At 71.5% G+C, this 21,428-nt stretch carries 20 protein-coding genes, 1 tRNA gene and 1 pseudogene; 5 read left to right on the plus strand and 17 right to left on the minus strand.

The genetic code is table 11. The features are described 5' to 3' along the window. Positions 1-90: 90 nt before the first annotated feature. The 9 genes and pseudogenes from ACWDYJ_RS32835 to ACWDYJ_RS32875 form a co-directional block, all read right to left on the minus strand. Entirely contained in the window at positions 91-2,331 is a 2,241-nt protein-coding gene (locus tag ACWDYJ_RS32835) for a hypothetical protein (protein ID WP_451569255.1), read from the minus strand. Positions 2,332-2,383: 52 nt separating this feature from the next. Next, positions 2,384-3,052, minus strand: coding sequence for a hypothetical protein (locus ACWDYJ_RS32840; protein WP_451569256.1), 669 nt, complete (start codon positions 3,050-3,052; stop codon positions 2,384-2,386). A 270-nt stretch (positions 3,053-3,322) separates the two neighbouring features. Next, entirely contained in the window at positions 3,323-3,661 is a 339-nt protein-coding gene (locus ACWDYJ_RS32845) for a hypothetical protein (protein ID WP_451569257.1), read from the minus strand. A gap of 87 nt (positions 3,662-3,748) precedes the next feature. Then, positions 3,749-3,824 (minus strand) — tRNA-Arg (locus ACWDYJ_RS32850). Between the two features lie 326 nt (positions 3,825-4,150). Next, a pseudogene (locus tag ACWDYJ_RS32855) lies at positions 4,151-4,420 on the minus strand (helix-turn-helix domain-containing protein); the annotation flags it as partial. A 29-nt stretch (positions 4,421-4,449) separates the two neighbouring features. Next, positions 4,450-4,860 carry a VOC family protein gene (locus tag ACWDYJ_RS32860; protein ID WP_451569258.1) on the minus strand — a complete coding sequence of 137 codons (411 nt, stop codon included), beginning with the start codon at positions 4,858-4,860 and terminating at the stop codon, positions 4,450-4,452. Between the two features lie 151 nt (positions 4,861-5,011). Beyond that, positions 5,012-6,079 (minus strand): ArsO family NAD(P)H-dependent flavin-containing monooxygenase, encoded by a 1,068-nt coding sequence (locus ACWDYJ_RS32865; protein ID WP_451569259.1) that lies wholly within the window; start codon positions 6,077-6,079, stop codon positions 5,012-5,014. Continuing rightward, positions 6,076-6,870, minus strand: coding sequence for an aquaporin (locus ACWDYJ_RS32870; RefSeq protein ID WP_451569260.1), 795 nt, complete (start codon positions 6,868-6,870; stop codon positions 6,076-6,078). Before ACWDYJ_RS32870 ends, ACWDYJ_RS32865 begins: the two co-directional genes overlap by 4 nt. Positions 6,871-6,907: 37 nt before the next feature. Then, positions 6,908-7,222: an ArsR/SmtB family transcription factor gene (locus ACWDYJ_RS32875; protein ID WP_451569261.1), complete on the minus strand. Its 315-nt coding sequence runs from the start codon at positions 7,220-7,222 to the stop codon at positions 6,908-6,910. Between the two features lie 72 nt (positions 7,223-7,294). Here ACWDYJ_RS32875 and ACWDYJ_RS32880 point away from each other — a divergent pair, with 72 nt between their 5' ends. Next, on the plus strand, positions 7,295-7,717 hold the full coding sequence (locus ACWDYJ_RS32880) for an arsenate reductase ArsC (protein ID WP_451569262.1): 423 nt from the start codon (positions 7,295-7,297) through the stop codon (positions 7,715-7,717). A 198-nt stretch (positions 7,718-7,915) separates the two neighbouring features. Further along, complete coding sequence (locus ACWDYJ_RS32885; protein ID WP_451569263.1) at positions 7,916-8,641, plus strand: HAD family hydrolase; 726 nt, start codon at positions 7,916-7,918, stop codon at positions 8,639-8,641. On the opposite strand, the gene ACWDYJ_RS32890 is transcribed toward ACWDYJ_RS32885, so the two are convergent. The 5 genes from ACWDYJ_RS32890 to ACWDYJ_RS32910 all read right to left on the minus strand — a co-directional run bounded on the left by ACWDYJ_RS32890 (position 8,638) and on the right by ACWDYJ_RS32910 (position 14,061). Further along, positions 8,638-10,155 carry an AMP-binding protein gene (locus tag ACWDYJ_RS32890; RefSeq protein WP_451569264.1) on the minus strand — a complete coding sequence of 506 codons (1,518 nt, stop codon included), beginning with the start codon at positions 10,153-10,155 and terminating at the stop codon, positions 8,638-8,640. The genes ACWDYJ_RS32885 and ACWDYJ_RS32890 overlap by 4 nt on opposite strands. After that, a complete protein-coding gene (locus tag ACWDYJ_RS32895; protein ID WP_451569265.1) occupies positions 10,152-10,445 on the minus strand; it encodes an acyl carrier protein in 294 nt (97 codons plus the stop codon). Before ACWDYJ_RS32895 ends, ACWDYJ_RS32890 begins: the two co-directional genes overlap by 4 nt. Positions 10,446-10,488: 43 nt before the next feature. Beyond that, positions 10,489-11,523, minus strand: coding sequence for a 3-oxoacyl-[acyl-carrier-protein] synthase III C-terminal domain-containing protein (locus ACWDYJ_RS32900; RefSeq protein ID WP_451569266.1), 1,035 nt, complete (start codon positions 11,521-11,523; stop codon positions 10,489-10,491). A gap of 43 nt (positions 11,524-11,566) precedes the next feature. Beyond that, complete coding sequence (locus ACWDYJ_RS32905; protein WP_451569267.1) at positions 11,567-12,910, minus strand: MFS transporter; 1,344 nt, start codon at positions 12,908-12,910, stop codon at positions 11,567-11,569. Between the two features lie 173 nt (positions 12,911-13,083). Next, entirely contained in the window at positions 13,084-14,061 is a 978-nt protein-coding gene (locus ACWDYJ_RS32910; RefSeq protein WP_451569268.1) for a helix-turn-helix transcriptional regulator, read from the minus strand. Positions 14,062-14,224: 163 nt separating this feature from the next. On the opposite strand from ACWDYJ_RS32910, the gene ACWDYJ_RS32915 reads away from it, so the two are divergent. Then, positions 14,225-14,971 (plus strand): 4'-phosphopantetheinyl transferase family protein, encoded by a 747-nt coding sequence (locus ACWDYJ_RS32915; protein WP_451569269.1) that lies wholly within the window; start codon positions 14,225-14,227, stop codon positions 14,969-14,971. Positions 14,972-15,696: 725 nt separating this feature from the next. Continuing rightward, complete coding sequence (locus ACWDYJ_RS32920) at positions 15,697-17,112, plus strand: helix-turn-helix domain-containing protein (RefSeq protein ID WP_451569270.1); 1,416 nt, start codon at positions 15,697-15,699, stop codon at positions 17,110-17,112. Positions 17,113-17,137: 25 nt separating this feature from the next. On the opposite strand, the gene ACWDYJ_RS32925 is transcribed toward ACWDYJ_RS32920, so the two are convergent. Together ACWDYJ_RS32925 and ACWDYJ_RS32930 are read right to left on the minus strand one after the other, a co-directional pair. Next, positions 17,138-18,886 carry an acyl-CoA dehydrogenase family protein gene (locus ACWDYJ_RS32925; protein WP_451569271.1) on the minus strand — a complete coding sequence of 583 codons (1,749 nt, stop codon included), beginning with the start codon at positions 18,884-18,886 and terminating at the stop codon, positions 17,138-17,140. Further along, a complete protein-coding gene (locus ACWDYJ_RS32930) occupies positions 18,883-19,227 on the minus strand; it encodes an acyl carrier protein (protein ID WP_451569272.1) in 345 nt (114 codons plus the stop codon). Before ACWDYJ_RS32930 ends, ACWDYJ_RS32925 begins: the two co-directional genes overlap by 4 nt. A 150-nt stretch (positions 19,228-19,377) precedes the next feature. Between ACWDYJ_RS32930 and ACWDYJ_RS32935 the strand changes: the two genes are divergently transcribed. Then, positions 19,378-20,187 carry a thioesterase II family protein gene (locus tag ACWDYJ_RS32935; RefSeq protein WP_451569273.1) on the plus strand — a complete coding sequence of 270 codons (810 nt, stop codon included), beginning with the start codon at positions 19,378-19,380 and terminating at the stop codon, positions 20,185-20,187. On the opposite strand, the gene ACWDYJ_RS32940 is transcribed toward ACWDYJ_RS32935, so the two are convergent. Beyond that, a complete protein-coding gene (locus tag ACWDYJ_RS32940; RefSeq protein WP_451569274.1) occupies positions 20,131-21,261 on the minus strand; it encodes a cytochrome P450 in 1,131 nt (376 codons plus the stop codon). The two genes, ACWDYJ_RS32935 and ACWDYJ_RS32940, sit on opposite strands and share 57 nt — an antisense overlap. Positions 21,262-21,428: the final 167 nt, after the last annotated feature.

The following is a 21,428-nucleotide window of genomic DNA, read 5'->3' on the forward strand; positions in this document are numbered from 1 at the left end:
CGTCGACTCCCTCCTCCGCCTTGCGATCGCACGCACCAGGCCCCACCGGCCCCGCCCTTCGGGCGGCCGGAGCTACTTTGACGACACTCCCTAGACGGCGTCGGCCGGTTCGTCCTCGTCCGCCTCTTCACCGGCGTCCCCGTGGACGGCCCGGCGCAGGTTCTCGACGTCGGTGAGCAGGTCGAGCAGGTTCTGCCGCAGGCCGTCCAGGTCCTCGGCCCCGATGACGGCCGTATGACCGCCGACCTGCCCGTCGAGCGCGAGGAGCTGGTCGAGCGAGTCGCGGGCCATGGACAGCTCGTGGCGCAGTACGCGGCGGTGGTCGGCGGCGCGCCGGCTCGGGGGCCGGGTGTCCTCGGCGGCGTCGTCGGCGGGCCCGCCGGTGACCCCGGCCGCCTGGGCGGGTACGGGCACGACGGGAAGGACCGGCGGGAGCGCCGGGGTGGTCTGCGCCGCGACGGTCTTGCGCGCCCGCGCCTCGTCGGAGGCCCAGACGACGTCCCACTGGTAGAGCGGGACCGGGACGCCGTTCTGGTCCCGGGCGATCCTGTCCGGCTGCGCGAGATCCGCCTTGAAGTGGACGTAGGCGGAGGCGTCGGCCGCCCCCGTCCCCTTCGTCTTGCGGATGAACTGCCGGTACGTCACGGCGTTCTCGGGCAGCTGGTCGCTGCGGAAGCGGTTGGCGGCCAGCGCGAGGAGCCAGAGGCCCTCCTCGTTGCCGTGCCGGGAAAGCTCCTGGACGACCAGACCGACGTCGGCCCGGAAGGGAACGCCGCCCTTCTCCCTGGCGTTCAGCAGGGCCGAACCGACGTTGCGCGTCAGCAGCTTGTCCGCGATCAGCGCCGTCCCGCCCGCCACGGCCAGGGTGCAGCGGGCGTTCGTGTCACCGGCCAGCGCGAGGGGTACGAGCGTCGTGAAATCGTCGGTCGGGACGGGTTCCCACGGCTTCATCACGTCCTCGGTCAGCACACCGCCGTTCTTCCACGCGTTGCGGGCCTGCGTCGCTACGGCCTTCTTGTAGCTGCGCCAGGGCAGGTCCACCAGCGGGCCGAGCAGTTCGGCGAACCCCTTGAGGCCCATCCGCTTGCCGCCCTTGATCGCCTTGGCCTGGTCCTTCAGCTGCTCGATCAGCTCCGGCCGGGTCAGGGCGTGGACCAGGTAGACCCCGCGCCACAGGGCGGTGGCGGGGATCTCGTCCTGGTTGAAGGCGCGCGGGAAGTCGGCGGGGCTGATCCGGCCCACGGCCAGCCCGTAGACCGCCTGGAGGCTGTCCTTGTCGACGAAGGCGTCACCCTGCTGGATCACGCGCTTGAGGGCGCGCGTGGCGACCTCGACGTTCTGAGCGGAGTCGTCCCACTGCTTGAACTCGACGTGCACCGAGGCGAGGATCGAGCGCATCGCGTCGTCGAAGACGTCCTCGGGGGCCAGCAGATGCCCCGGGTGGGCCTGCGCCCCGACCGCGATCTGTGCGGGCACGACGTAGGTCTGGGCGATCTGGATCGCCCGCGTCCCCGGCTCCAGCCCCGCCGACTCCTGTACGAACTCCCGCGCCAGCGCGGCCCGTACGTCCTCCCGGGCCGCCGCCAGCCGCTCGCCGAGCGACCCGCCGGAGGCCTTCGCGGGTACGGCCCCGAACAGGGAGTCACGCGCGAGCTCGGCCGCCTCCGCCGCGTCGGCGCCGGGGCCCGCCAGGACCTTCCAGGCGCTGGCGAGACGGGTGATCCCGTCGCGCACGACCAGTGCGTGGAAGGACTCGGTGCCGTCCTCGAAGGTGAACTCGACGGGGTGGGTGATGAGGTTGCGGGTCACCTTCCGGGCGAGGATGGAGGTGGCGTAGTTGTTGATCGACAGCGTGCCGTGGACGGTCTGCCAGACGTGGTCCTTGAGGTGTTCGAGGCTCTGGTAGCGGTACTGCACGACAGCGCAGGGCCGGCCGTCGTGGGTGAGGCCGACGACCTGCGGGTCGGGCGTCTCCATCACCTCCATCCCCGTGCGGGGCTGGATGCCGGGAAACAGTTCGAGCAGCCAGGCGCGGGTGACGACCGACCGCAGGGTCGCGCCCTCGACGTTCTCCTCCATCAGCAGCCCGCCGGTCCGCTGCCCGGTCGGCCGCAGCTGCACCGCCGTACTGTCCGGCGACACCACGCCGCGCCCGATGGCCCGCAAGGCCCCCTCGGGCAGCGGCATCAGCGGGTTCACGGCGCCGGCCGCCACGACTTCGGCGCGGTCCGCGGACGTGGTCGGATCCGGCAGGGTCCGCTCGACGTTGGAGATCGGGACCTTCTCGGATCCCCACTGGACCGTCACGCTCTGCGGTACGGGAATGGACATGGAACCTCCGTCATAGGGCGTTGGAACGAGGGCAGTCGGGACGCCGTGCCGGTTACAGGACGTCCGGACCTTCGGCTTTCGGCAGGAGCCGGGGGAACAGGTCCCACAGGTCCTCGCGGCCGGGCTTGCGGGCCAGCGACTGGTAGGCCGCGTGGACGACGAAGTCCGCCGCCTGGAGGAGGGGCATGGCGACGGTCGTCCGCAGGTTGGGGCCGTCGATGCGGCCGTCCTTCAACGTCCGGTACGGGGGCCAGAGTTGCTTCTCCGAGCCGTCGCCGTCGAAGTAGACGATCCCCTTGGTGCCGTCCGCCGCGTGCCGGGCGTTCAGCAGCGGGATCAGCGCCGCGTGGAGCTGCTCGCGGGTCGCGGCCGGGCGGTGGAAGGCGATCGGGGTGACCCCGGACATGGCCGCCACGGCCCGCAGCCCCGCGGCGAGCACCTCCCGGCGCGCGGCGGCCTGCTCCGGGGACCGGTTCGTGGCGCGGGTGAGCTCGACCGCGTGCAGGGGCTCACCGGCGCGCAGATCCAGGAGGGGGTCGGCGTAGCGCTCGAGGCAGAAGCGCTGCCAGCGCGCGTCGACCCCCTCCCACCAGCGGAACTCGAACCGCAGCCCGCCGATCAACGCCCCCAGGCCCTGGTCTCCGGATTCGTCGAGGACGTATACGAAGAGCCCCTCGCGGGGGCCGAACAGCTCACCGGGAACCCTGGGGAGCCAGGGCATCCGGGGCGTCCCGATCGCGTGCGCAAAGCTAAGAAACTTACGATCCAGCGGAAAGCCCCCCAGGCGGGGAGGTAAGCCGGATTGCCGATCGGGGTTGGTCATCGCCCTGCAACTCTCTGTTACGCCGGGGATCGCCTGAGAGTCTCTGGAGCAACCCGAGCTCTGCGTGGGGGAGACCGTAGCATGACCAGCGGGCTGATGGTCCGACAAATCCGAACATCAGGAGGCGCGTTGGGGCTGTCGACGGCCGTTGGCCACGCCGTTGCGTTGCTAGCTGAACTGGGCCCGCGCATCGGGAAAGCGGTCGGCGAATCCGGAAATGCCGGGCAATCCGGCATTGTCCAGCAGTGTGGCGATTGTTGCGATAGCAACCGCTTGCCCGATCGGGCTGTCCTCGTGGACGACGAAGACGAACTCGTTCTCGGACGTCGGTAGCCTCCGGGGCACCGTGATCAGCCGGTGCGCGGCCAGCGCCTCCGTGATCTTCTCGCAGAGCTCAGGACTGAGCCGCGCCCGCCCCGGCGCCGCGTACTTCTTGATGGCGCGCATCGATACGCGCTTGACGCCGTCATCGACCTCGACGGCGTTCGCGATAACAGTGAAATCCATAACTAAGTACATTACTCAGTTAGCTTGATCACCAGGGCCGGATACGACGAAGACCCCCAGCCGTGATCGGCTGGAGGTCTCCCGTCCTGGTGCCCCCGGCAGGATTCGAACCTGCGACACCCGCTTTAGGAGAGCGGTGCTCTATCCCCTGAGCTACGAAGGCGGGACAGCGGGCGACGTAGCCCACTGACCGCTGACAGCCTAGCGGATCGCGCTGCGAGGGTGCGCCCCCATCTCTGATCTTGCGTGGGTATCCCCGGCTTCAGTCGGGGAGGGAAACGCATCCTGATTTCCGAAGTCGCGAAGCGGCGTAGTACGCTGCGCGTCTGCTTCGGCAGCGGTCAGGGCTTGGCCGTCATGAGGGTTCTCGAACCCAAGTGAGAAGCCCCCTCGTTTACGAGGGGGAGGAGTCACAAAGGATCAGGCGGGCGATCGCCGGTCAGGGGTGAGGGATCCGGCAGCACCGCTCGGCATGAGCCGGTGCGGTCCGTCGGTGGCCCTGCGGTCCCCGCGCCGCAGGAGCGCCGTCGCGCGCTCCATGCGACGGGTCGTCAGATAGGCGTACGGCGACTGGCCGTAGGCGAGCCGGAACTGTCGGCTGAGCTGCCCGGCCGGCATGTTCACGCTGTGGGCGAGGGCCTCGACGTTCAGCGGCTGCGCGTACTCCCGGTCGATCCGGTCACGGACGCGGCGCAGCCGGGCGAGGTCGCTCAGGTGCTGCGCGGCGGTCCGTGCGCGCGCCCACGCGGGACGGCACATGAGGGAACTCCTTCGTCCGACCGAACGGCTCAGCGGAGCTCTTGGATGCGGATCAGGTTGCCCGCCGGATCGCGGAAGGCGCAGTCGCGGATGCCGTACGGCTGATCGGTCGGCTCCTGGACGACCTCGGCGTCGGCGTCCCGCACCTTCCGGAAGGTTTCGTCGAGGTCCCGGGTGGCCAGCAGGATCCAGCCGTAGGTGCCCTTGGCCATCATCTCGACGATGGTGCGGCGCTCGTCCTCGGTGATCCCGGGGTCGGCGGCCGGGGGCGCCAGGAGGATGGACGTGCCGGGCTGATCGGCGGGGCCGACAGTGATCCAGCGCATCGTGCCCTGTCCGACGTCGCTGCGGACCTCGAAGCCGAGGGCGTCGCGGTAGAAGGCCAGGGCGGCGTCCGGGTCGTCGTGCGGGAGGGAGGCCGTGTGAATGGTGATGTCCATGGCCGTCACGTTAGCCGCGGCCCCGTGATCGACGCTTCTCGAATCCTGATCCGTGTTGTCAGTCGGTAGGGGCGGAGGTCGACGGCGAGCCGCTCGCCGCGGCTCGGGCCGAACGGGTGGCCCGGACTGCCACCCGCGCCTGAACCGCGGCTCAGGTCTTCAGCAGAGCGGCGATCTCGCGGGCCGCTTCGCGCGCCGTGCGGCCGACGCCGACGAGGGTCGCGGAGGCGGGTCCCGTCCAGTCGCCGTAGCCGAGGAGGTGGATGCGCGGGTCGGCGAGGGCGCGCGTTCCGGCGGTGGGGATGCGGCCGCCCTCGGTGCGCAGGCCCAGCGGGGAGAGAGGAGACAGGGCGGGGCGGAAGCCGGTGCTCCAGATGACCGTGTCGCAGGGCCAGACGCTGCCGTCGGCCCAGCGGGCTCCCTCGGGGGTCAGGGCCTCGAACATGCGGTGGTCGGGGATGAGGCCGGCGTCGCGGGCGGCGCGTACGGGAGGGACGGCGACGATGTCGCCGAGGTCCGAGATGCGGGGTCCGCCGGCCTGGACGCGCCGGGTGGCGAGTTCGAAGAGGGCGCGGCCGTCGATCTCGTCCGGCAGGTACCGGGCGGGGCGCCGGGTGACCCAGCGTACGGTGGCGTGCGGGGCGAGGTCGGCCGCGATCTGGGCACCGGAGTTGCCGCCGCCGACGACGATCACGCTCCCCCAGCCTCCGGCCGGGGGGACCCCCATGCCGGCGTGGTCCCAGGGGCTGCGGTACTCCACGGTGTGCAGCTGCCCGCCGCGGAACCGCGTCCGGCCGGGGACGGCGGGGACGAAGGGCCTCCACCACGTGCCGGTGGCGCTGACCAGGGCTCGGGCGGTCCAGGTGCCGGAGTCGGTCGCGACGCGCAGGAGTGGTGCCTCGTCGTGGACGCCGGTGACGCGGACGCCGCGCTCGACGGGGAGCTCGTAGCGCTTCTCGTAGTCGGCGAGGTAGTCCAGGACGTGGCCCACGTCCGGGAAGGGCTTGCCCTCCTGCTGCGGCATCAGTCGGCCGGGCAGGGAGGAGTAGGCCGCCGGCGAGAACAGGTGGAGGGAGTCCCAGCCGTGCTGCCAGGCCCCGCCGGGAGTGGTCTGGGCGTCGAGGACGGTGAAGTCGATGCCCGCGCGGCGCAGGTAGTAGCCGGCGGCGAGCCCGGCCTGGCCGCCGCCGACCACCACCACATCCGCGTGCCGCGTCATGCTGCGGTCTGCCCGCTTCCGGTCCTGCCGCGCATGAAGATGACCGCGACCAGGGCCAGACCCACCACGGCGCCCACGAGCTGCATGCCGATGAAGGCGGGGACGGAGGCGGGGGCGATGCCCGCGAAGGTGTCGGTGAAGGCGCGGCCGATCGTCACGGCCGGGTTCGCGAAGGAGGTGGAGGAGGTGAACCAGTACGCGGCGCCGATGTACGAGGCGACCGCGACGGGTGCGAAGCGCAGCCGATCGGTGCGGGCCAGCCCGAAGATCAGCAGGATCAGGCCGGCGGTGGCGACGACCTCGCTCAGCAGCAGGTTCCCGGCGGAGCGGTCGTGCGTGGACCACTTCACCAGGGGCTCGCCGAACATCGCGTCGGCCAGGATCGCGCCCGCGATCGCACCGGCGATCTGCGAGGGCACGTACACGGCCAGCTCGCGGGCGGTGACGCCTGCGCCGCCGCGGCGGGCGGTCCACCACTCGGCGAGGGTGACGGCCGGGTTGAAGTGGGCGCCGGAGACCGGGCCGAGGAGGGCGATCAGCACGCCGAGTCCGAAGACGGTGGCCAGGGAGTTGGCCAGGAGCTGGAGGCCGACGTCCTGGGTCAGCTCGGTGGCCTGGATGCCGGAGCCGACGACCACCGCCACCAGCGCGGCGGTGCCGACCAGCTCGGCTGCCGCGCGGGCGATCAGCGGGGTGCGGGGCGGGGTGGCCCCGGGCGCGGGCCGGGGCGCGTCGGCGGCTATGACGGCCTCCGCCGCGGGGGCGGCGGCGACGGGCTCGGTGACGGACAACGGTTCTCCTCGGGCAGGTGAGGCAAAGAGCGGAAGGCTACGGGCAGGACCGCTTGATGTTCGCGTCGGCGGTGGCGCGCGCGGTCCGGGCGAGAGCGGCGAACTGGCCGGCGACGGCCTCGATGACCTCCGGGCGCAGGCGGTAGTAGGTGAACCGCCCGCACGGCTCCGTCTCCACGACCCCGGCCTCGCGCAGCACCTTCAGGTGGTTGGAGAGGTTCGTCTGTCTGGCGCCCGTCTCCTCCACGAGGTGGGTGGTGCAGAGCGTCTCCTTGGCGAGGAGGGTCACGATCCGGAACCTGAGCGGATCGGCCAGGATCCGGACCAGATCAGTGTCGACTGACGTCATCATGTGCTGATACTCTCACATCACTCAAGGCTGATACCAGTCTGGGCTGAGTCATTGGAATTGAAGGAAGAGACGATGTCCTCCACCCCGCTCGCATCCGTGCTGTTCGTCTGCGTCCACAACGCGGGCCGATCCCAGATGGCCGCGGGCTTCCTGCGCCACCTCGCGGGCGACCGGGTCGAGGTCCGCTCGGCCGGCTCCGTCCCCGGAGAGCGGATCAACCCCTCCGCCGTCGCCGCGATGGCCGAGCTGGGGATCGACATCTCCGACCAGAAGCCGAAGGTCCTCACCCCCGAGGCCGCCCAGGCCTCCGACTACATCATCACCATGGGCTGCGGCGACGCCTGCCCGTACTTCCCCGGCAAGACCTACCTGGACTGGCAGCTGGAGGACCCGGCGGGCCAGGGTGTGGAGGCCGTACGCCCCATCCGCGACGAGATCAAGGGCCTCATCGAGGGCCTCGTCGCCGAGATCGACGCGAAGCCGCGGGAGCGCTGACCCGACGACCCCCGCTCCGGCAGGACCCCGGGCCACGGCGTGACCATCGCCGCCGAGATGCTTCCCGGACACTACGAAAGGGCCCGCCGCGGTAGGCGGAGCAACCAGTTACGGAGCGTGCGACACAGTGACGACCGAGATCAGACAGCTCATCGACCCGGCTCGGCCGGCCGCGCTCCAGCGCCAGGGGGTCATCGGTTGACCGGGACGGCGGCTTCGGCCCGTCCGGTCGGTCTGATCATCTTCGACTGCGACGGCGTACTGGTCGACAGCGAGCCGATCGCCGTACGCACGCACGTGGCGCTCGGCGCGGAGTTCAGGTGGCCGCTGACCGAGGCCGAGGTGATGGAACGATTCGTCGGCCGCTCCACCACCTCGATCGGTGAGCAGATCGCGCAGAGGCTCGGCGCCGACACCGCGCGGGCCTGGGACGAACGCTTCAAGGACCTGCACGCGCGGGCCGTGGACACCGAGCTGACCACCGTGGACGGCATCGAGGAGGCGCTCGCCGCGCTGGACGCCCTGGGCTTCGGAGCGGACCGGCGCTGCATCGCGTCCAGCGGCAGCCACGAGAAGATGCGGCACACCCTCGGGCGGGTCGGGCTGTACGAGCAGTTCGACGGGCACATCTTCAGCGCCCACGAGGTCGAGCACGGCAAGCCGGCCCCCGACCTCTTCCTGCACGCCGCCCGGAGCATGGGAGCGGACCCGGACGTCTGCGTCGTCGTCGAGGACAGCCGTTTCGGAGTGCAGGCCGCGACCGCGGCGGGCATGCGGTCCTTCGGATACGCGGGCGGACTCACCCCCGCCGCGTGGCTGACCGGTGCGCAGACGGTGGTCTTCACCGACATGCGGGAGCTGCCCGCCCTGCTGGCCGGACGGGCGCAGGCGCGGACGCCGGCCCTCGGCGGGCTTTCCTCCTAGGCCGTGGCCGGGCCGCTCCGCGTGGCCGCGAGGACGGAGGCCTTGACCTTGTTCCGGTCCACCTTGCCCGTGGAGGTCTTGGGCAGGGGGTCGGGGACGATCTCGATCACGGAGGGGATGGCCGCCCGTACCGAGCGTTCCGCGCAGTGCAGGCGCAGCGCGAGGCTGTCCGTGGCGCCGGGCCCGTTCAGGCGCAGGCGCGCGTGCAGGCGGTGCCCGGTGACCGGGTCGGGCAGTGCGACGACGGCCGCTTCGGTGACGGCCGGGTGTTCCAGCAGGATCTGCTCGATGCTCTGGGTGCTGATCTGGAAGCCGCGGACCTTGACCATGAAGTCGGTGCGCCCGACCACGCTGAGGGCGCCGTCCTCGTGCTGGGTGACCACGTCGCCGGTGCGGTAGTAGACGAGGCCCGGGACGCCGTCCGGGTGCGGAGCGAACTTCTCCCCGTTCGGCGCGTTCAGGTAACCGGCGCTCTGGAACGGGGTGTTGACGAGCAGCTCGCCCCGCCCCGGGCCGGACACCGGGCGCCCGTCCTCGCCGGTGACCAGCCAGCTCACGCCCGGCAGCGGCCGGCCGATCGGCAGCGGGGTGCGGACGGGCCGGGAGCGGTCCACCTCGTGGAGGAAGCTGTTGTTCGTCTCGGTGCAGCCGTAGTTGTTGTACCAGCGGGCCTCGGGGAAGGTCGCGGACAGTGCGGTCAGGACGCGTGCGGGCATGCTCTCGCCGGCGAAGACGACGCGCTCGGCCGTGTCCAGCGGTCCGCTCACGGCCGTAGCCTCCACCAGCAGCTGGAAGAGGAGCGGTACGCCCTGGACCACGCTCACGCGGTGGTCACGGACCAGGCCGTGCAGGTAGCCGGCCTCGGCGCCCCGGTCGGGGTCGACGAGGACGACGGTGCCGCCGTACGCCAGCGTCGTCCACACGTCCAGCAGGCACAGGTCGAAGTTGAGCGGCGCGTAGTTCAGGACCGTGGTGCCCCCCGTGATCCCGAAGGTCCCGGCCGCCCACGCGGCGAACCGGTCGACCGCTCCGGACGACAGGGGAACGATCTTCGGCAGGCCGGTCGAGCCGGATGTGGTGAGCATGAAGGCGATGGAGTCGTCCGCGACCACGGCCGGCGGCCGGTGCGCTTCGGCGTCGCGGTCGGGCGCCGCGGGCGAATCCACCACCCGGTCGACGAGCGGCCCGTCGGCGAGGCCGAGCACGACGGCGCACCCGGCCTGCTGGTACAGGTCCTTCAGCGGGGCGTCGGGCAGTTCGTGGGAGGGCAGCAGGAAACCACGGCCGGCCATGAGGCAGCCGAGCACCAGGGCGACCGCCTCCGGTGACTTCCGTACCCGCAGGCCCACCGGACGAGCGGCGTCCGGGGCGGCCGTCTCCACCTGGGCGCGCGCCCGGACGGCCATGGCGTACAGCTCGCCGTAACTGACCGGACGGTCCTCCCAGACGAGCGCGGGCGCGCCCGGCCGGGAGGCCGCGTGGTCCGCGAACCGCGTGACGAGTGAGCGGCTCATGCGGCTCCTCCCGCGGCTGCGGCGCGCCGGGCGGTTTCCCGGATGGTCCGTACCGAGCGGAAGTTCCTGATGGCCAGTTCGGCGCCCGCCGGGGTGATGCCGTACCGCGTCCTGAGCCAGCCGACGATCTCGAGCACGCCGAGGCTGTCGATGACGGCGGTGGCCACCAGGTCGTATTCCGGGTCGAGTTCGGCCGCGTCGACGCCGGGCAGGAAGCGCTCGACGACGAACCGGGTGATCTCCTCCTCGGAGATGCCGGCCGTCGTCGCCGCGGGCTCGGGAGTCATCATCTTTCCTCTCACAGGTCCGGGCCCTCTCACAGGTCCAGGATGGTCAGACTTCGATGAGCGTGCAGAACCAGTGCATGCCCGGTGACGCGACACCCGCGAGGGCCACGAGGTCGCCCAGCGCCAGCTCGCCGGCCTCGACGTGCCGCCACAGGCAGACCAGCTGGTCCGCCGCCCCCATGTGGCCCAGTTCGGCGGCCAGTTCGGCGTTCGTGCGGCCCGGGGGGAGGCCGATCGCGTCGGCCGCTTGGCGGATCGCCCGCTGGTTGTCGTTGAGGTAGATCAGGCGGGCGAGGTCGGTCCGGTCCCGGCCGGCCCGCGCGAGGGCCTGGTCGACCACATCGGCGAGCCGTCCGTTGATCTCCTCGACGAATCCCCGGAACCGCTCGGGGTCCCGGCCGAAGTGCTCGTAGACCGCGACCATCGGGTCCACGTCCAGGTTGCCCCGGCCCGCGGGCGGTACGGGGACGGCGGAACCGCCGAACTCGATGCGGAACAGATCCGCGAACTCGGGGTTCGTGAAGTGCGCGGAGGAGAGCCGGCGGAAGCGCGGATGCCCCTGCTGGAGGACGGCCGCGACGGCGCCGTCGCTGGCGACTGAGCCGTTGAAGTCCATCCGGTTCGTGTGCGTCTCGCTGAGCACGTTGACCAGGACCACCAGCACGGTGCGCGTCTGCGGCGAGAGCGCCATCGCGCCCGCCGCGTGGTCGAGGGCCAGTGACCAGGCGGCGCAGGCCTGGGTGAAGAGCACCGTGGGCGTGCCGTGGGCGCCCAGCGCCTTGGCCACCGCCGCCGAGGAGTCCCAGCCCAGGTACTCGGGGACGTCGGAGTTGCCGACGATGATCAGGTCGAGGTCGGCGACGGCGAGGTCGGCGTTCTCCAGGGCCTCACGGGCGGCCTCCGCCGCGAGGTCGGTCGCGGTGACTCCCGCGGCCACGCGGTGGTAGGCCGCGTAGCCCAGAGCCGCGACGTCCTCGGGGTAGGGCACGTACCGCGCTGCCGTCTCGGCCACCCCGCGGCGTTCGCCGAACGCCGTGCCGGTCGCGACGATGCCCATCTCCACTGACGCTGACGTACCCACGTGTTGTCCTCTCAGTCCCCACGGGAACCGGCACCGGCCGGTCTCACCGCTTCTGCTCGTCCCCGGCGGCCACGGGTTCGGGCCCCGCCAGGGCTGCCGACGGCGCCGGAAGTTCCTTCACCTCGGCCAGCGGCGTGTCCAGGACCCTGAGGTAGCGCCGGCCGGCGTGGAGCGCGACCGCCAGCAGCGCCATGGCCCCGGCCAGCACGAGGATGGCCGATTCCACCCCGGCCGCGTCGGCGAGGAAGCCCGCTCCCAGCGGACCGACCCACTGGATCCCCTGCATGCAGAAGCGGCTCGTCGCGGCGACCCTGCCCTGGTACTCGTCCGGGACCAGCCGGACCTCGTACGACTCGGTGACGACGTTCATCGGCACCATGCTGAGCATGCCGACCATCATGACCAGGCCGATCTGCCACGGCTGGGGGACCGACACCACGACGGCGAAGGAGGCCACGAAGACCCACACCGAGAGGAGGAGAACCCGCCGTGCGCCCAGCTTCCGCATCAGCAGCGGCCCGAGTACGGCGCCGATGACGCCGCCGGTGACCGCGAGCGAGGTCGCGATCCCGACCGCCGTGGGCCCGCCGCCGCGGTGCTGCACCAGCACGATGAAGAGCAGGATGAAGCCCTCCGCCACGGCGTTGAGCAGTGCTCCCCAGATGAGCGTGAACACCAGGTAGTCGCTGCGCCTGATCATGCGCAGGCCATCGCGCATGTCCTCGGCCAGGCTGGACTTCGGTGCCCCGTCGGGGCGCCGGTCCGGGCCGAGCGGCCGGCGGATCAGCGCGGCTCCCAGGGCGACGAAGAGGAAGGAGATCGCGTCGAAGAGGAACGGGATCCAGCGGCCCAGCGAGTACAGGAGGCCGCCGAGGGGGGCGCCGATGAGCTGGGCGACCATGTCGAGGCCCATGCCCTGCGCCGTCGCGTCGGCGACCTGGTCCTTGGGGACGACGCGGCGCAGCGTCGGCATCGAGACGCCGACCCGCAAACCGGCGGCGAGGCCGTTCAGCAGGGCCATCGCGCCGATCGCGCTCATCGACGGTTCGCCCCGGTACACCAGCAGTGCGACGACGCCCATCGAGACCGCCTCGACCAGCGGAACGGCGCACAGGATGGCGCGGCGGGACACCCGGTCCGCGAGCGCGCCGCCGACCGCGAGGGTGGCGAGTTTGCCGAGCATGTGCAGGACCGTGATCAGGCCGGCCTGCGCCGCGGATCCGGTGAGGTAGAGGACCAGGAGGGGGAAGGCGAGCGTCGACACGCTGGTGCCCAGCGTGGACAGGCCGTTCCCGGACCACCAGAACACGTAGTCCCTGTTGCGCCACAGCGACGGGGGCCGTGGTGCCGCCTCCCGCTCCGCTTCCTCGGCACGCGCCTGCGCCATGGGTACCGTCTCCCCGCCCGTTGGTGTTCGTGCTCGTCCGGGCGTCCGCCGTGGACATCGTTCCTGCATGCTGGCCGATGCGTCACGGGCCGGGCCAGGCAGTGCACCGGCAACTCGGGGAGAGGAGTTGCCGCTTGAGGTCGGCGGCCTTCAGATGACCGGTCGGACGGCCGTCAGATCCAGCCGCGGCGGCCGGCCAGGTACCCCGCCTCGAAGCGGCTGTCCGCCCCCAGCCTGGTGCACAGGTCCGCGACGATCCGGCGTACGGTGCGCAGCGAGACGCCGAGGCGCCTGCGGACGACGTCGTCGGTCAGGCCGCGCGACAGCAGCCGCAGCAGCTCCTGCTCCTGGGGGGTCAGTCCGTGTTCGTCCGACGGGGTGTCCGTGCCGATCGGGACCGCGCTCTCCCAGACGCCCTCGAAGAGGGCCGACAGGGCCGCGAGCGCACCTGGCGCCGAGATCTGCATGACGCTGCGCCACGGATCGTCGGAGTCGACGGGCAGCAGCGCCACCGACCGGTCGACGACGAGCATGTGGACGGGCAGCGACGGTACGGTCCGCACCGGGCATCCGGGGTCGTCGCCCCACGGGGGCCTGCGGGAGCTCCTGGCGTCGCCGCGGACGCTGTCCGTGTAGACCGTACGGGTCGCCACGCCCCGGCAGCGGACCTGCCACTCCAGCGACCACGCGGTCTCCAGCCAGCTCACGGACTGGCTGCCGCCCGGGACGAAGGCCAGCCACTCGCTGGTGGCCGCGCCGGCGAGTTCCCGCAGCCGGTCGATGACGGCGTCGCGGCCGGACACGTACTCGCTGCCGGGATCCGCGCCCCCCGGGTGGCGCGCGTCGTACTGATCGAGCAGGGACACGACCGCGGTCCGGTCCTCTTCGAACTCCCGCAACCGGGACTCGATCCCGGAGATCCGTTGGAGCAGCAGGGCCTTGAGTCCGAGGTGCGGATCCACCAACTGGCCGAGCCCGTCGCCGATCGGACGCAACAGGTCCAGCTTCTCGAGTCGTTCCAGGGCGAGGCGGACGTCGCCCTCCGGCAGCCCGAGGTGGTCCACCAGCTCCTCGAGACGCTGGTGGTGACCAGTGATCAACGCTCTGTACACCGCGTTGGTCAGGCTGTCGAAGCCCAGTCTGTTCAGCATCGAGTCCCGCCCCCGTGCTCCCCGTTGCGACGCACCATCCGACATGTGGTCGTGATCTGTACAGACGGGTGTCGTGGACGCACAATACTTAATTCGGTCGAATGGCGATAGTACTGGCTGTTTTCTCCGAGGGCCTCGGCATCGGGCGGTGGGGAGGCATGGTGTGATCGCTGAGCTGATGCCCGGGGGAGTCCGCGGGCAGGAGGCGTTCGGCGACTCGGGGCCGGAGTCCAGGATCCGGCTGTTTCCCGCCGAAGAGGCCGTGGTGGACGGGGTGTTCGAGGAGCGGCGCAGAGAGTTCACGACCGTACGCGGCTGCGCCCGCAGGGCGTTGGCCCGTCTCGGGGAGGCGCCCGCGCCGCTCGTGCCGGGACCGCTGGGCGCACCCCGCTGGCCCGCGGGGTTCGTCGGCAGCATGACTCACTGTCAGGGGTATCGCGCGGCCGCCGTCGCGCGCGCCGGTGACTTCGCCGCTCTCGGCATCGACGCGGAGAGTCGGGCGCCCCTGCCCGCCGTCGTCGCGGCCCGGATCGTCACGGACATCGAGGCCGACTGGCTCCGGCGGTACTTCCCGCAGGACGGCGGGCTGCCGCTCGACCGGCTGCTCTTCTGTGCCAAGGAGGCGGCCTACAAGGCGTTCTCCCCTTGGCTGGGCGCCCGTTACGGCTTCCGGGACTTCACGGTGCGGCTGCGGCCCGACGGCACGTTCCGGATCGTCGTGCCAGGTGCCGACGGGCCGTTCGCGGGTCCCAGGGGGGCGGACTTCGGGGGCCGTTGGGCGGCGCGTCCGGGGCTCCTGCTGACCGTTGTGGCAGTTTCGGCCAACCGTGCGGCAGGAAACTGCCGTGTCCACCAGGGGAGTCACCTGCCGGGGGCATATTCCTCCGATGTCGGGGCGCTGCGGGAGTGAGCAGGAAAAGGCCCAGTTGACCTGGTGAACCGGGCAGCCGAAGGCTCCGGGACCGAGGAGGCGGCCCGGCGCCGTCTCGTCTGATCCTTCAATGATTTCAGGCCATCCGCATCCGGCTGGATGTGGACCGCTGGGGTATTTTCGATCCGTCGATGGAGACGCCGTTCAGGATGGAACAGGGGAATACCCCCTTCCGTATCCGCCTGCCCGAGCCGGACCTTCCGAACGCCGAAAGGTGGTCGGTCAATGGCGGCCGAGTCGGAACGCCGCGCACCTCGGGGCCTTTTCGATAAAGGCCCCGGAACTCCATTCCGGCGTCATGTGCGAGGAAATCCACGGGGGCCTTCCGCTTTATCCGGCCCGATGGCCGAGCGGCCTTGCCGTCAGCTTCCCGGCATTCCCTCCATGGCCGGCGTTCGCCTGACGGTCACCCGCCTCCGGGAGCTTGGTCCCGTCGAAGCACCAGGTCAGAAGCGTCTGTCACACGGTGACCGGCTGGCATCATGCTGCCAGCCGGGAGTTCCTGCCATCGCCGCAACTCTGTACCGGCAGGCCTTCTCCAGTAACATTCCATTCGGGAACCATAGAAGCCTCGACGAACTGACCAGTCGACTTCTCAGCGCCGTGCCGTCGACCAGCGGATTCGGTGCTCGCTTCCGATTCTCGTGAACGGTACGAGGTGCGTACGAACAGCACACATCTCAGCCTCGGGGGACACCTTTTACATGCAGATTCCGAATGAGCTCTTCCCGTTTGACAGAACCGATATCCACCAACTGCGGGACTTCCTTCTCAATCAGCGCAGAATCTCCGGATGGACGCAGGAGGAACTCTCCGAACGCTCCGGCGTCAGCGTCCGCACGATCCGCAATCTGGAGACCGGCTCCAACACCAACCCGCGCGGGACCTCCGTAGCCCTGCTGCTGGCCGCGTTCGGCGCCACGGCGGCCTCGGTCTCCGAGACGGTGCCCTGGGGCGGTGGCGGCTGGCCGATGCCGCCGGCGCAGCGTTCGGGGTCGCACCAGTCCCACGCGTCCGCGCTCCCGCCGTGGCGCGGCCCCCGGCCGCTCGGGGATCCGCTGGTGGGCCGCCAGACGGACATGCGGCACATCCTCGCCGCCACGCAGCGCAGCCGTCTGATCGTCCTGACCGGCGCCGGAGGCGTGGGAAAGAGCCGTCTGGCGCACGCGGTCGCGGCCCGGCTGCGCCCGCTGTTCCGCGACGGGGTGGCCGTCGCCGATCTGCACGACTGCCCGCCCGAGCACCTCGACCCCGCTCGCGCAGCCGCCGAGTTGACGCGCGTCATCCATGGGCTGACCAGCGACGATGCCTTCGCGGGCAGTGGCTCGCAGACCGGGCGCCGGCTGCTCGTCCTGGACAACGCCGAGCACGTCGCCCAGCAGACGGCACGGATCGCACGGCAGTTGCTCGACGAGCATCCGGGACTTCACCTGCTGGTGACCTCGCGGCGCACCCTGGCCGTGGCCGCGGCCGAGACCTGGGAGGTCGAGTCACTGCGGGTCGACGGCCAGGAGGACGGCGACGCGACCGTGCCGAGCGCGGCGGAACTCTTCCTGCGCCGGGTGCAGTCCAGTCTGCCCACGCTCGACCTGGGCAACCACCTGCCGCTGGTCAACCGGCTGTGCCGACTCCTCGACGGCGTACCGCTGGCCATCGAGATAGCCGCCCAGCGGCTGAGGTCCCTGCCGCTCAGCTCGCTCCTCCACGACGCCACGCTCTTCCACCTCATCGGCCAGGTCGACGCGGGCGACCTGTCCCGGCACCGCACGCTGTCGGGGAGCGTGCAGTGGAGCTACGAACTGCTCCCCCCGCCGCACCGCGCGCTGCTGCACGAACTGGCCCGGATGCCGGGCACGTTCTCCCTGGACGACGTACTGACGGTGCAACAGGGCGGACGTTCCGGCGCGGCGTGGGTCGCCCACCTGCTGGCAGAACTCGCGGACGCCTCGCTGGTCCAGATCGAGCGGGTACAGCAGTACAAGTACCGCGTGCCCTCGCTCGTACGGCACTGCATGCTCGTCCAGGCGCACCGGCCCCGCAGCGGGGGCGCCGACCGGCCGGCCGATGACGAGCGCTTCCTGCCCGCACTCGCGGGCAGTGCCTGGGGTCCCGCCATGTGAGGGGGACGCGGGACCCCAGACGGTCTCAGGCGCCGCCCGCCCCGGCGGCTTCCTTGACGGCTCGGAGCGAGAAGTGCTCCGGGCCGTCGAGGCATTCCAGCATCCGCTCCTCCAGCCACGGCAGGAAGCTCTCCTCCAGAGCCGCCGCCGGATCCAGCCGCCGCAGCAGCCGCTGGAGTACGAGCACCAGCCAGCCGGTGCCGCCGGGCGCGGAGCGCTCCTCGGCGAAGGAGTACAGCCAGGTGTAGAGGCAGGAGGCGGCCGCGTGGTGGACGCAGTGCTCTGCCGCCCGGTCCTGCCCCTCGGTCGTCGCCGCGTCGAGCGAGCCGGCGGCGATCCGGGTGTAGAAAGCCGTCCGGCGTGCGGAGAGCTCGCCGAGGACCTTCGCCAGCGCGGCGGCCTCGGGCGCCGCGAGCTCGCGCTCCGCGATGCGCAGGGTCTCTTCCACGGCCGGGGTCCAGCCCCGGGTGATCTCGTCCTCGGTGGCGTTGGTCAGCCGCAGCGCCCGCCCCGAGGGATGCCAGATCGGGGCTTCCTCGGACCAGTCGAAGAGCCGGCGCAGCACGTCCTCGCCGCCGGGAGCCGGACGGTCGGCCACCCGGGCCACGGCCGGCAGCTGCGAGGCCACGCTATGCAGGTTGACGTGGGTGGTGCCCTCGAAGATGCTCGCGATCGCGTGGTCGCGCTGGAGCTTCTGGAAGGCACCCGAGGCCACGCCCTCGCGCAGGTAGCCGCGAGCGCCCAGGACCCGGGCGGCCTCCTGCACGACCTCCTCGCCGAGCGTCGGGACGAGGTACTTGACCACGGAGGACCACAGGCTGAGCCGGGACGGCACGACCGAGAGCGAGCGCGCCACCGGCAGCGCCGTGCACTCGGCGATCAGCAGGTCGAGGTGCGCGTTCACCAGGTGCCGCCGGATGACGGGGATCCGGTAGATCTCCTGCCCGTACAGCACCCGTTCCCGCGCGTGGCGCAGGGCGATCCGCAGCACCGAGTCCATGGTGCCGAGCGACAGCCCGCCGATCGCCGTGCGCGTGATCTGCAGGACCTGGAGGATCTCGACCAGGCCCGCCCCGGGGCGGCCGAGCAGGGCCCCGGCGGGCACCTTGGTGTCCCGGAAGGTGATCCCGCTGAGGTCGTGACCGCGCAGACCCACCGTCCGTACGAAGGGGTGGTTGTCCCAGCTCCCCTCGTCCAGCTGGTCCTTGTCGAGCAGCAGCAGCGAGGAGCCGGCGCCCTCGACGGCGGCGTAGACCGTGACGAAGCGGCCCCGCGTGGCGTTGCCGACGGGCCACTTCTCGCCGGTCAGGACGAAGCCGTCACCGTCTGCCGCGGCAGCCGTCTCGTTGGTGCCGAGGTCGCTGCCGTGGTCCGGTTCGGACACCGCGAAGCAGGCGAGGTCCCCGTCGAGGATGCCCCGCGCGACCTTCTCGCGCTGCTCCTCGTCGCCCCACAGCCACACCGGGTTGGCGCCGAGGATCGCGGAGCCGAACATCACCGCGACGGTCAGGTTGCGGCGCGACAGCGAACGGGTCAGCAGGAAGAGCTGTTCCAGGTTCCGCAGGCGACCGCCGAACTCCTCGGGCACCAGGTACTGGGCGAACCCCCACGAGCGGATGAGGTCGACCGCACCCGGCGGCAGGGCGCCGTTCTCCTCGTGCGCGACCATCTCGGCGTAGCTGAACGGGCCGGACGGCGCGGCCGGGTCGCCGAGAGCCCGGTCCAGGTCCGCGGCCAGTTCGTAGGCCGGGCGGTCGAACGCGCGGCCCGTCATACGGCGGGACCGTCGTAGCCGTAGCGGGCGAAGATGGAATCGACGACGTCAGCCTCGGGGAGCGCCGCCCGGCCCTCGGCGACCTCGGTGCACACCAGCGCGACGACGTCGCTGACGCGCTCCAGCTTCATGGCCTCCTCGGGGTTCAGTGACCGGAGGTCGTACAGCTCCTCCAGGTTGTAGCCGAGTTCCGCGAGCACGAGGGAGTGGAAGCCGAGGTCGCCGACGAGACGGTGGTCCGCCTCGATCCGGTCGAGCTTGCGCGGTGCGATCAGCCGCACCAGTCCGCTCACCACGGGAGAGACGGCTTCGATGCCGATGGCGGCAGGGGTCTGAGTCATGCCGTCGACGGTAGGACGGGCCGGGTCGCCGGGCCCAGGCAACGGGCCCGGCAAGCACACGGCAACTCCGCTTCCCCCGACCGTGGTTCCGCTCAAGTTGCCGCCGCACTGCCTGGCCGCGAACTGGAGGCAGCGGTGAGGCTGACCGCCATGAGAGCAACCGAAGCACGCACGCCGGGAACCGACTGGGTGAGCGCCCGGTACACCGTCGGACACCCCCGCATGAAGCTGATCTGCCTGCCGCACGCGGGCGGCGGCGCGGGATCCTTCGCGGCCTGGCGGCCTTACGTCCCCGAGGGCATCGAGCTGGCGCCGGTGGAGCTGCCGGGCCGCGGATCCCGGATCGGCGAACCGGTGCCGCAGGCACTGGAGCCGCTGGTCGAGGAACTGCTCGACGGCCTGCGCCCCGAGCTGACCATGCCGTACGCACTCTTCGGCCACAGCTTCGGCGCGGTCCTGGCGTACGAGCTGACGCGCCGCATCGAGCGGGAGGACGGGCTGCGGGCGCCGAGCGTCCTGGTGGCCTCGGGGTCACGCGCGCCGCACCTGCCGCTCGGCCGGACCGGCATCGCGGACGGCGACGACGAGCAGCTGATCGCCTGGATGTGGCGCAACGGCGGACTGCCCGCCGAACTGCTGGAATTCCCCGACTTCCTGACGGACCTGCTGCTCCCGGTGCGCAGCGACCTCATGCTGGCCGAGCGCTACCTGCTGCCGGAGCCGGCCGCCGTGGGCTGCCCGCTGTTCGCCTTCGCCGGAGCCCAGGACGACGTGTCCACCCTGGCCCAGGTCGAGGCGTGGGCGCCGTACACCTCGGCCGCCTACCGGATGCGGGTGCTGCCGGGAGGGCACTCCTTCCCGCAGTCGCGCCCGGAGGCGGCGCTGACGGCCGTGGTCGAGGCGCTAGCCGAGGTCGGCGCGTTCCACGCGTTCGGCGGTGAGGGACACCGGCTGGGCTGACAGCCCGCTCAGGAAGTTGGAGTACACGTAACGCGGGGCGCCCGTCGGCTCGGCCGCGGCGACCAGCTCGCGCAGGCTCTCCAGGAGGGCCGTCAGCTCCGCGCGGGCCAGGAACGCGCCGAGGCAGAAGTGCGCCCCGTGGGCGAACGACAGGTGCTTGTTGGGGCTGCGCGACAGGTCGAAGTCGTCGGGCCGGTCGAAGACCCGCTCATCGCGGTTCGCGGAGGCCAGCCAGGTGATGACGATGTCGCCGGCCTCCACGAACTGGTCGCCGAGGAAGACGTCCTGGGTCGCGGTCCGGCCGCTGTGCAGCGCCGGGGACGTCCAGCGCAGTACCTCCTCCACCGCCGAAGAGGTGCTCACCTCACCGGACTTGAGGGCCTTCCACTGCTCGGGCCGTTCCATCAGCGCCTGCAGACCGCCGACCATCGAGAAGCGGGTCGTCTCGTGGCCGCCCATGATGATGCTGTAGCAGTTGAAGACGATCTCCTCGTGCGTCAGCGGCCGCCCGTCGATCTCCTTGGTCACCAGGAGGCTGACCACGTCGTCGTACGGCTTCTGGTGGCGCGAGGCGGCCAGCTCCGAGAAGTAGAGCAGCAGCCCGTTGCGTGACGACCAGGTGGCCTCCTCGTCGGGGATGCCGTCCGCCGTGGACAGCGCCGAGGACGTGAGGTCGATGATGTGCTGCCGGTCGGAGGCCGGCACGCCGAGCAGGTCGCAGATCGCCGCGAGCGGGATGTGCGCGGCGACGTCCGCGGCGAAGTCCACCTCACCCCGCTCCACCGCCTCCGCCACCAGCCGCCGGGTCCCGCGCCGCACGCTCTCGACGACGACGTCGAGGGAGCGGGGCGAGAAGGGCTTCAGCAGGGCGCTGCGCAGCGCCTTGTGCGGCCGGCCGTCGGTGACGGCCAGCATCTTGCCCGCCGCCGAGTCGCCCCCGGACAGCAGGGTGTCCAGTACGTTGCCCCGCTCCGAGGTGTAGGTCTCGCCGTCGTTCAGCACCGACACGACGTCGGCGTGAGCGGACACCACCCAGAAGCCGGGGCCGCTCTTGCTCTCGGGCTGCCAGTACACCGGCGCCTCGGCGCGCAGGTGGCGCCACAGCGGCCCGAGGTCGTGGTGGGCGTGCAGCAGCGGATCGGGGAGTTAGATAAGGCCGAGCCCGGGCGGGGGGAGCGGGGGGCGGGGGTGCAGGGGGGTGTACACCTGAAAAATAGGGAGAGGGGGGGGTTGGGGAAAAA

The sequence above is a fragment of the Streptomyces sp. NPDC003042 genome, assembly GCF_053591315.1.

Coding starts and splice junctions, on each gene's coding strand:
- ACWDYJ_RS32835 (WP_451569255.1), bottom strand. CDS start 2,331: ATGTCCATTCCCGTACCGCAGAGCGTGACGGTCCAGTGGGGATCCGAG.
- ACWDYJ_RS32840 (WP_451569256.1), bottom strand. CDS start 3,052: ATGCCCTGGCTCCCCAGGGTTCCCGGTGAGCTGTTCGGCCCCCGCGAG.
- ACWDYJ_RS32845 (WP_451569257.1), bottom strand. CDS start 3,661: ATGGATTTCACTGTTATCGCGAACGCCGTCGAGGTCGATGACGGCGTC.
- ACWDYJ_RS32860 (WP_451569258.1), bottom strand. CDS start 4,860: ATGGACATCACCATTCACACGGCCTCCCTCCCGCACGACGACCCGGAC.
- ACWDYJ_RS32865 (WP_451569259.1), bottom strand. CDS start 6,079: ATGACGCGGCACGCGGATGTGGTGGTGGTCGGCGGCGGCCAGGCCGGG.
- ACWDYJ_RS32875 (WP_451569261.1), bottom strand. CDS start 7,222: ATGATGACGTCAGTCGACACTGATCTGGTCCGGATCCTGGCCGATCCG.
- ACWDYJ_RS32880 (WP_451569262.1), top strand. CDS start 7,295: ATGTCCTCCACCCCGCTCGCATCCGTGCTGTTCGTCTGCGTCCACAAC.
- ACWDYJ_RS32890 (WP_451569264.1), bottom strand. CDS start 10,155: ATGAGCCGCTCACTCGTCACGCGGTTCGCGGACCACGCGGCCTCCCGG.
- ACWDYJ_RS32895 (WP_451569265.1), bottom strand. CDS start 10,445: ATGATGACTCCCGAGCCCGCGGCGACGACGGCCGGCATCTCCGAGGAG.
- ACWDYJ_RS32905 (WP_451569267.1), bottom strand. CDS start 12,910: ATGGCGCAGGCGCGTGCCGAGGAAGCGGAGCGGGAGGCGGCACCACGG.
- ACWDYJ_RS32910 (WP_451569268.1), bottom strand. CDS start 14,061: ATGCTGAACAGACTGGGCTTCGACAGCCTGACCAACGCGGTGTACAGA.
- ACWDYJ_RS32920 (WP_451569270.1), top strand. CDS start 15,697: ATGCAGATTCCGAATGAGCTCTTCCCGTTTGACAGAACCGATATCCAC.
- ACWDYJ_RS32925 (WP_451569271.1), bottom strand. CDS start 18,886: ATGACGGGCCGCGCGTTCGACCGCCCGGCCTACGAACTGGCCGCGGAC.
- ACWDYJ_RS32930 (WP_451569272.1), bottom strand. CDS start 19,227: ATGACTCAGACCCCTGCCGCCATCGGCATCGAAGCCGTCTCTCCCGTG.
- ACWDYJ_RS32935 (WP_451569273.1), top strand. CDS start 19,378: ATGAGAGCAACCGAAGCACGCACGCCGGGAACCGACTGGGTGAGCGCC.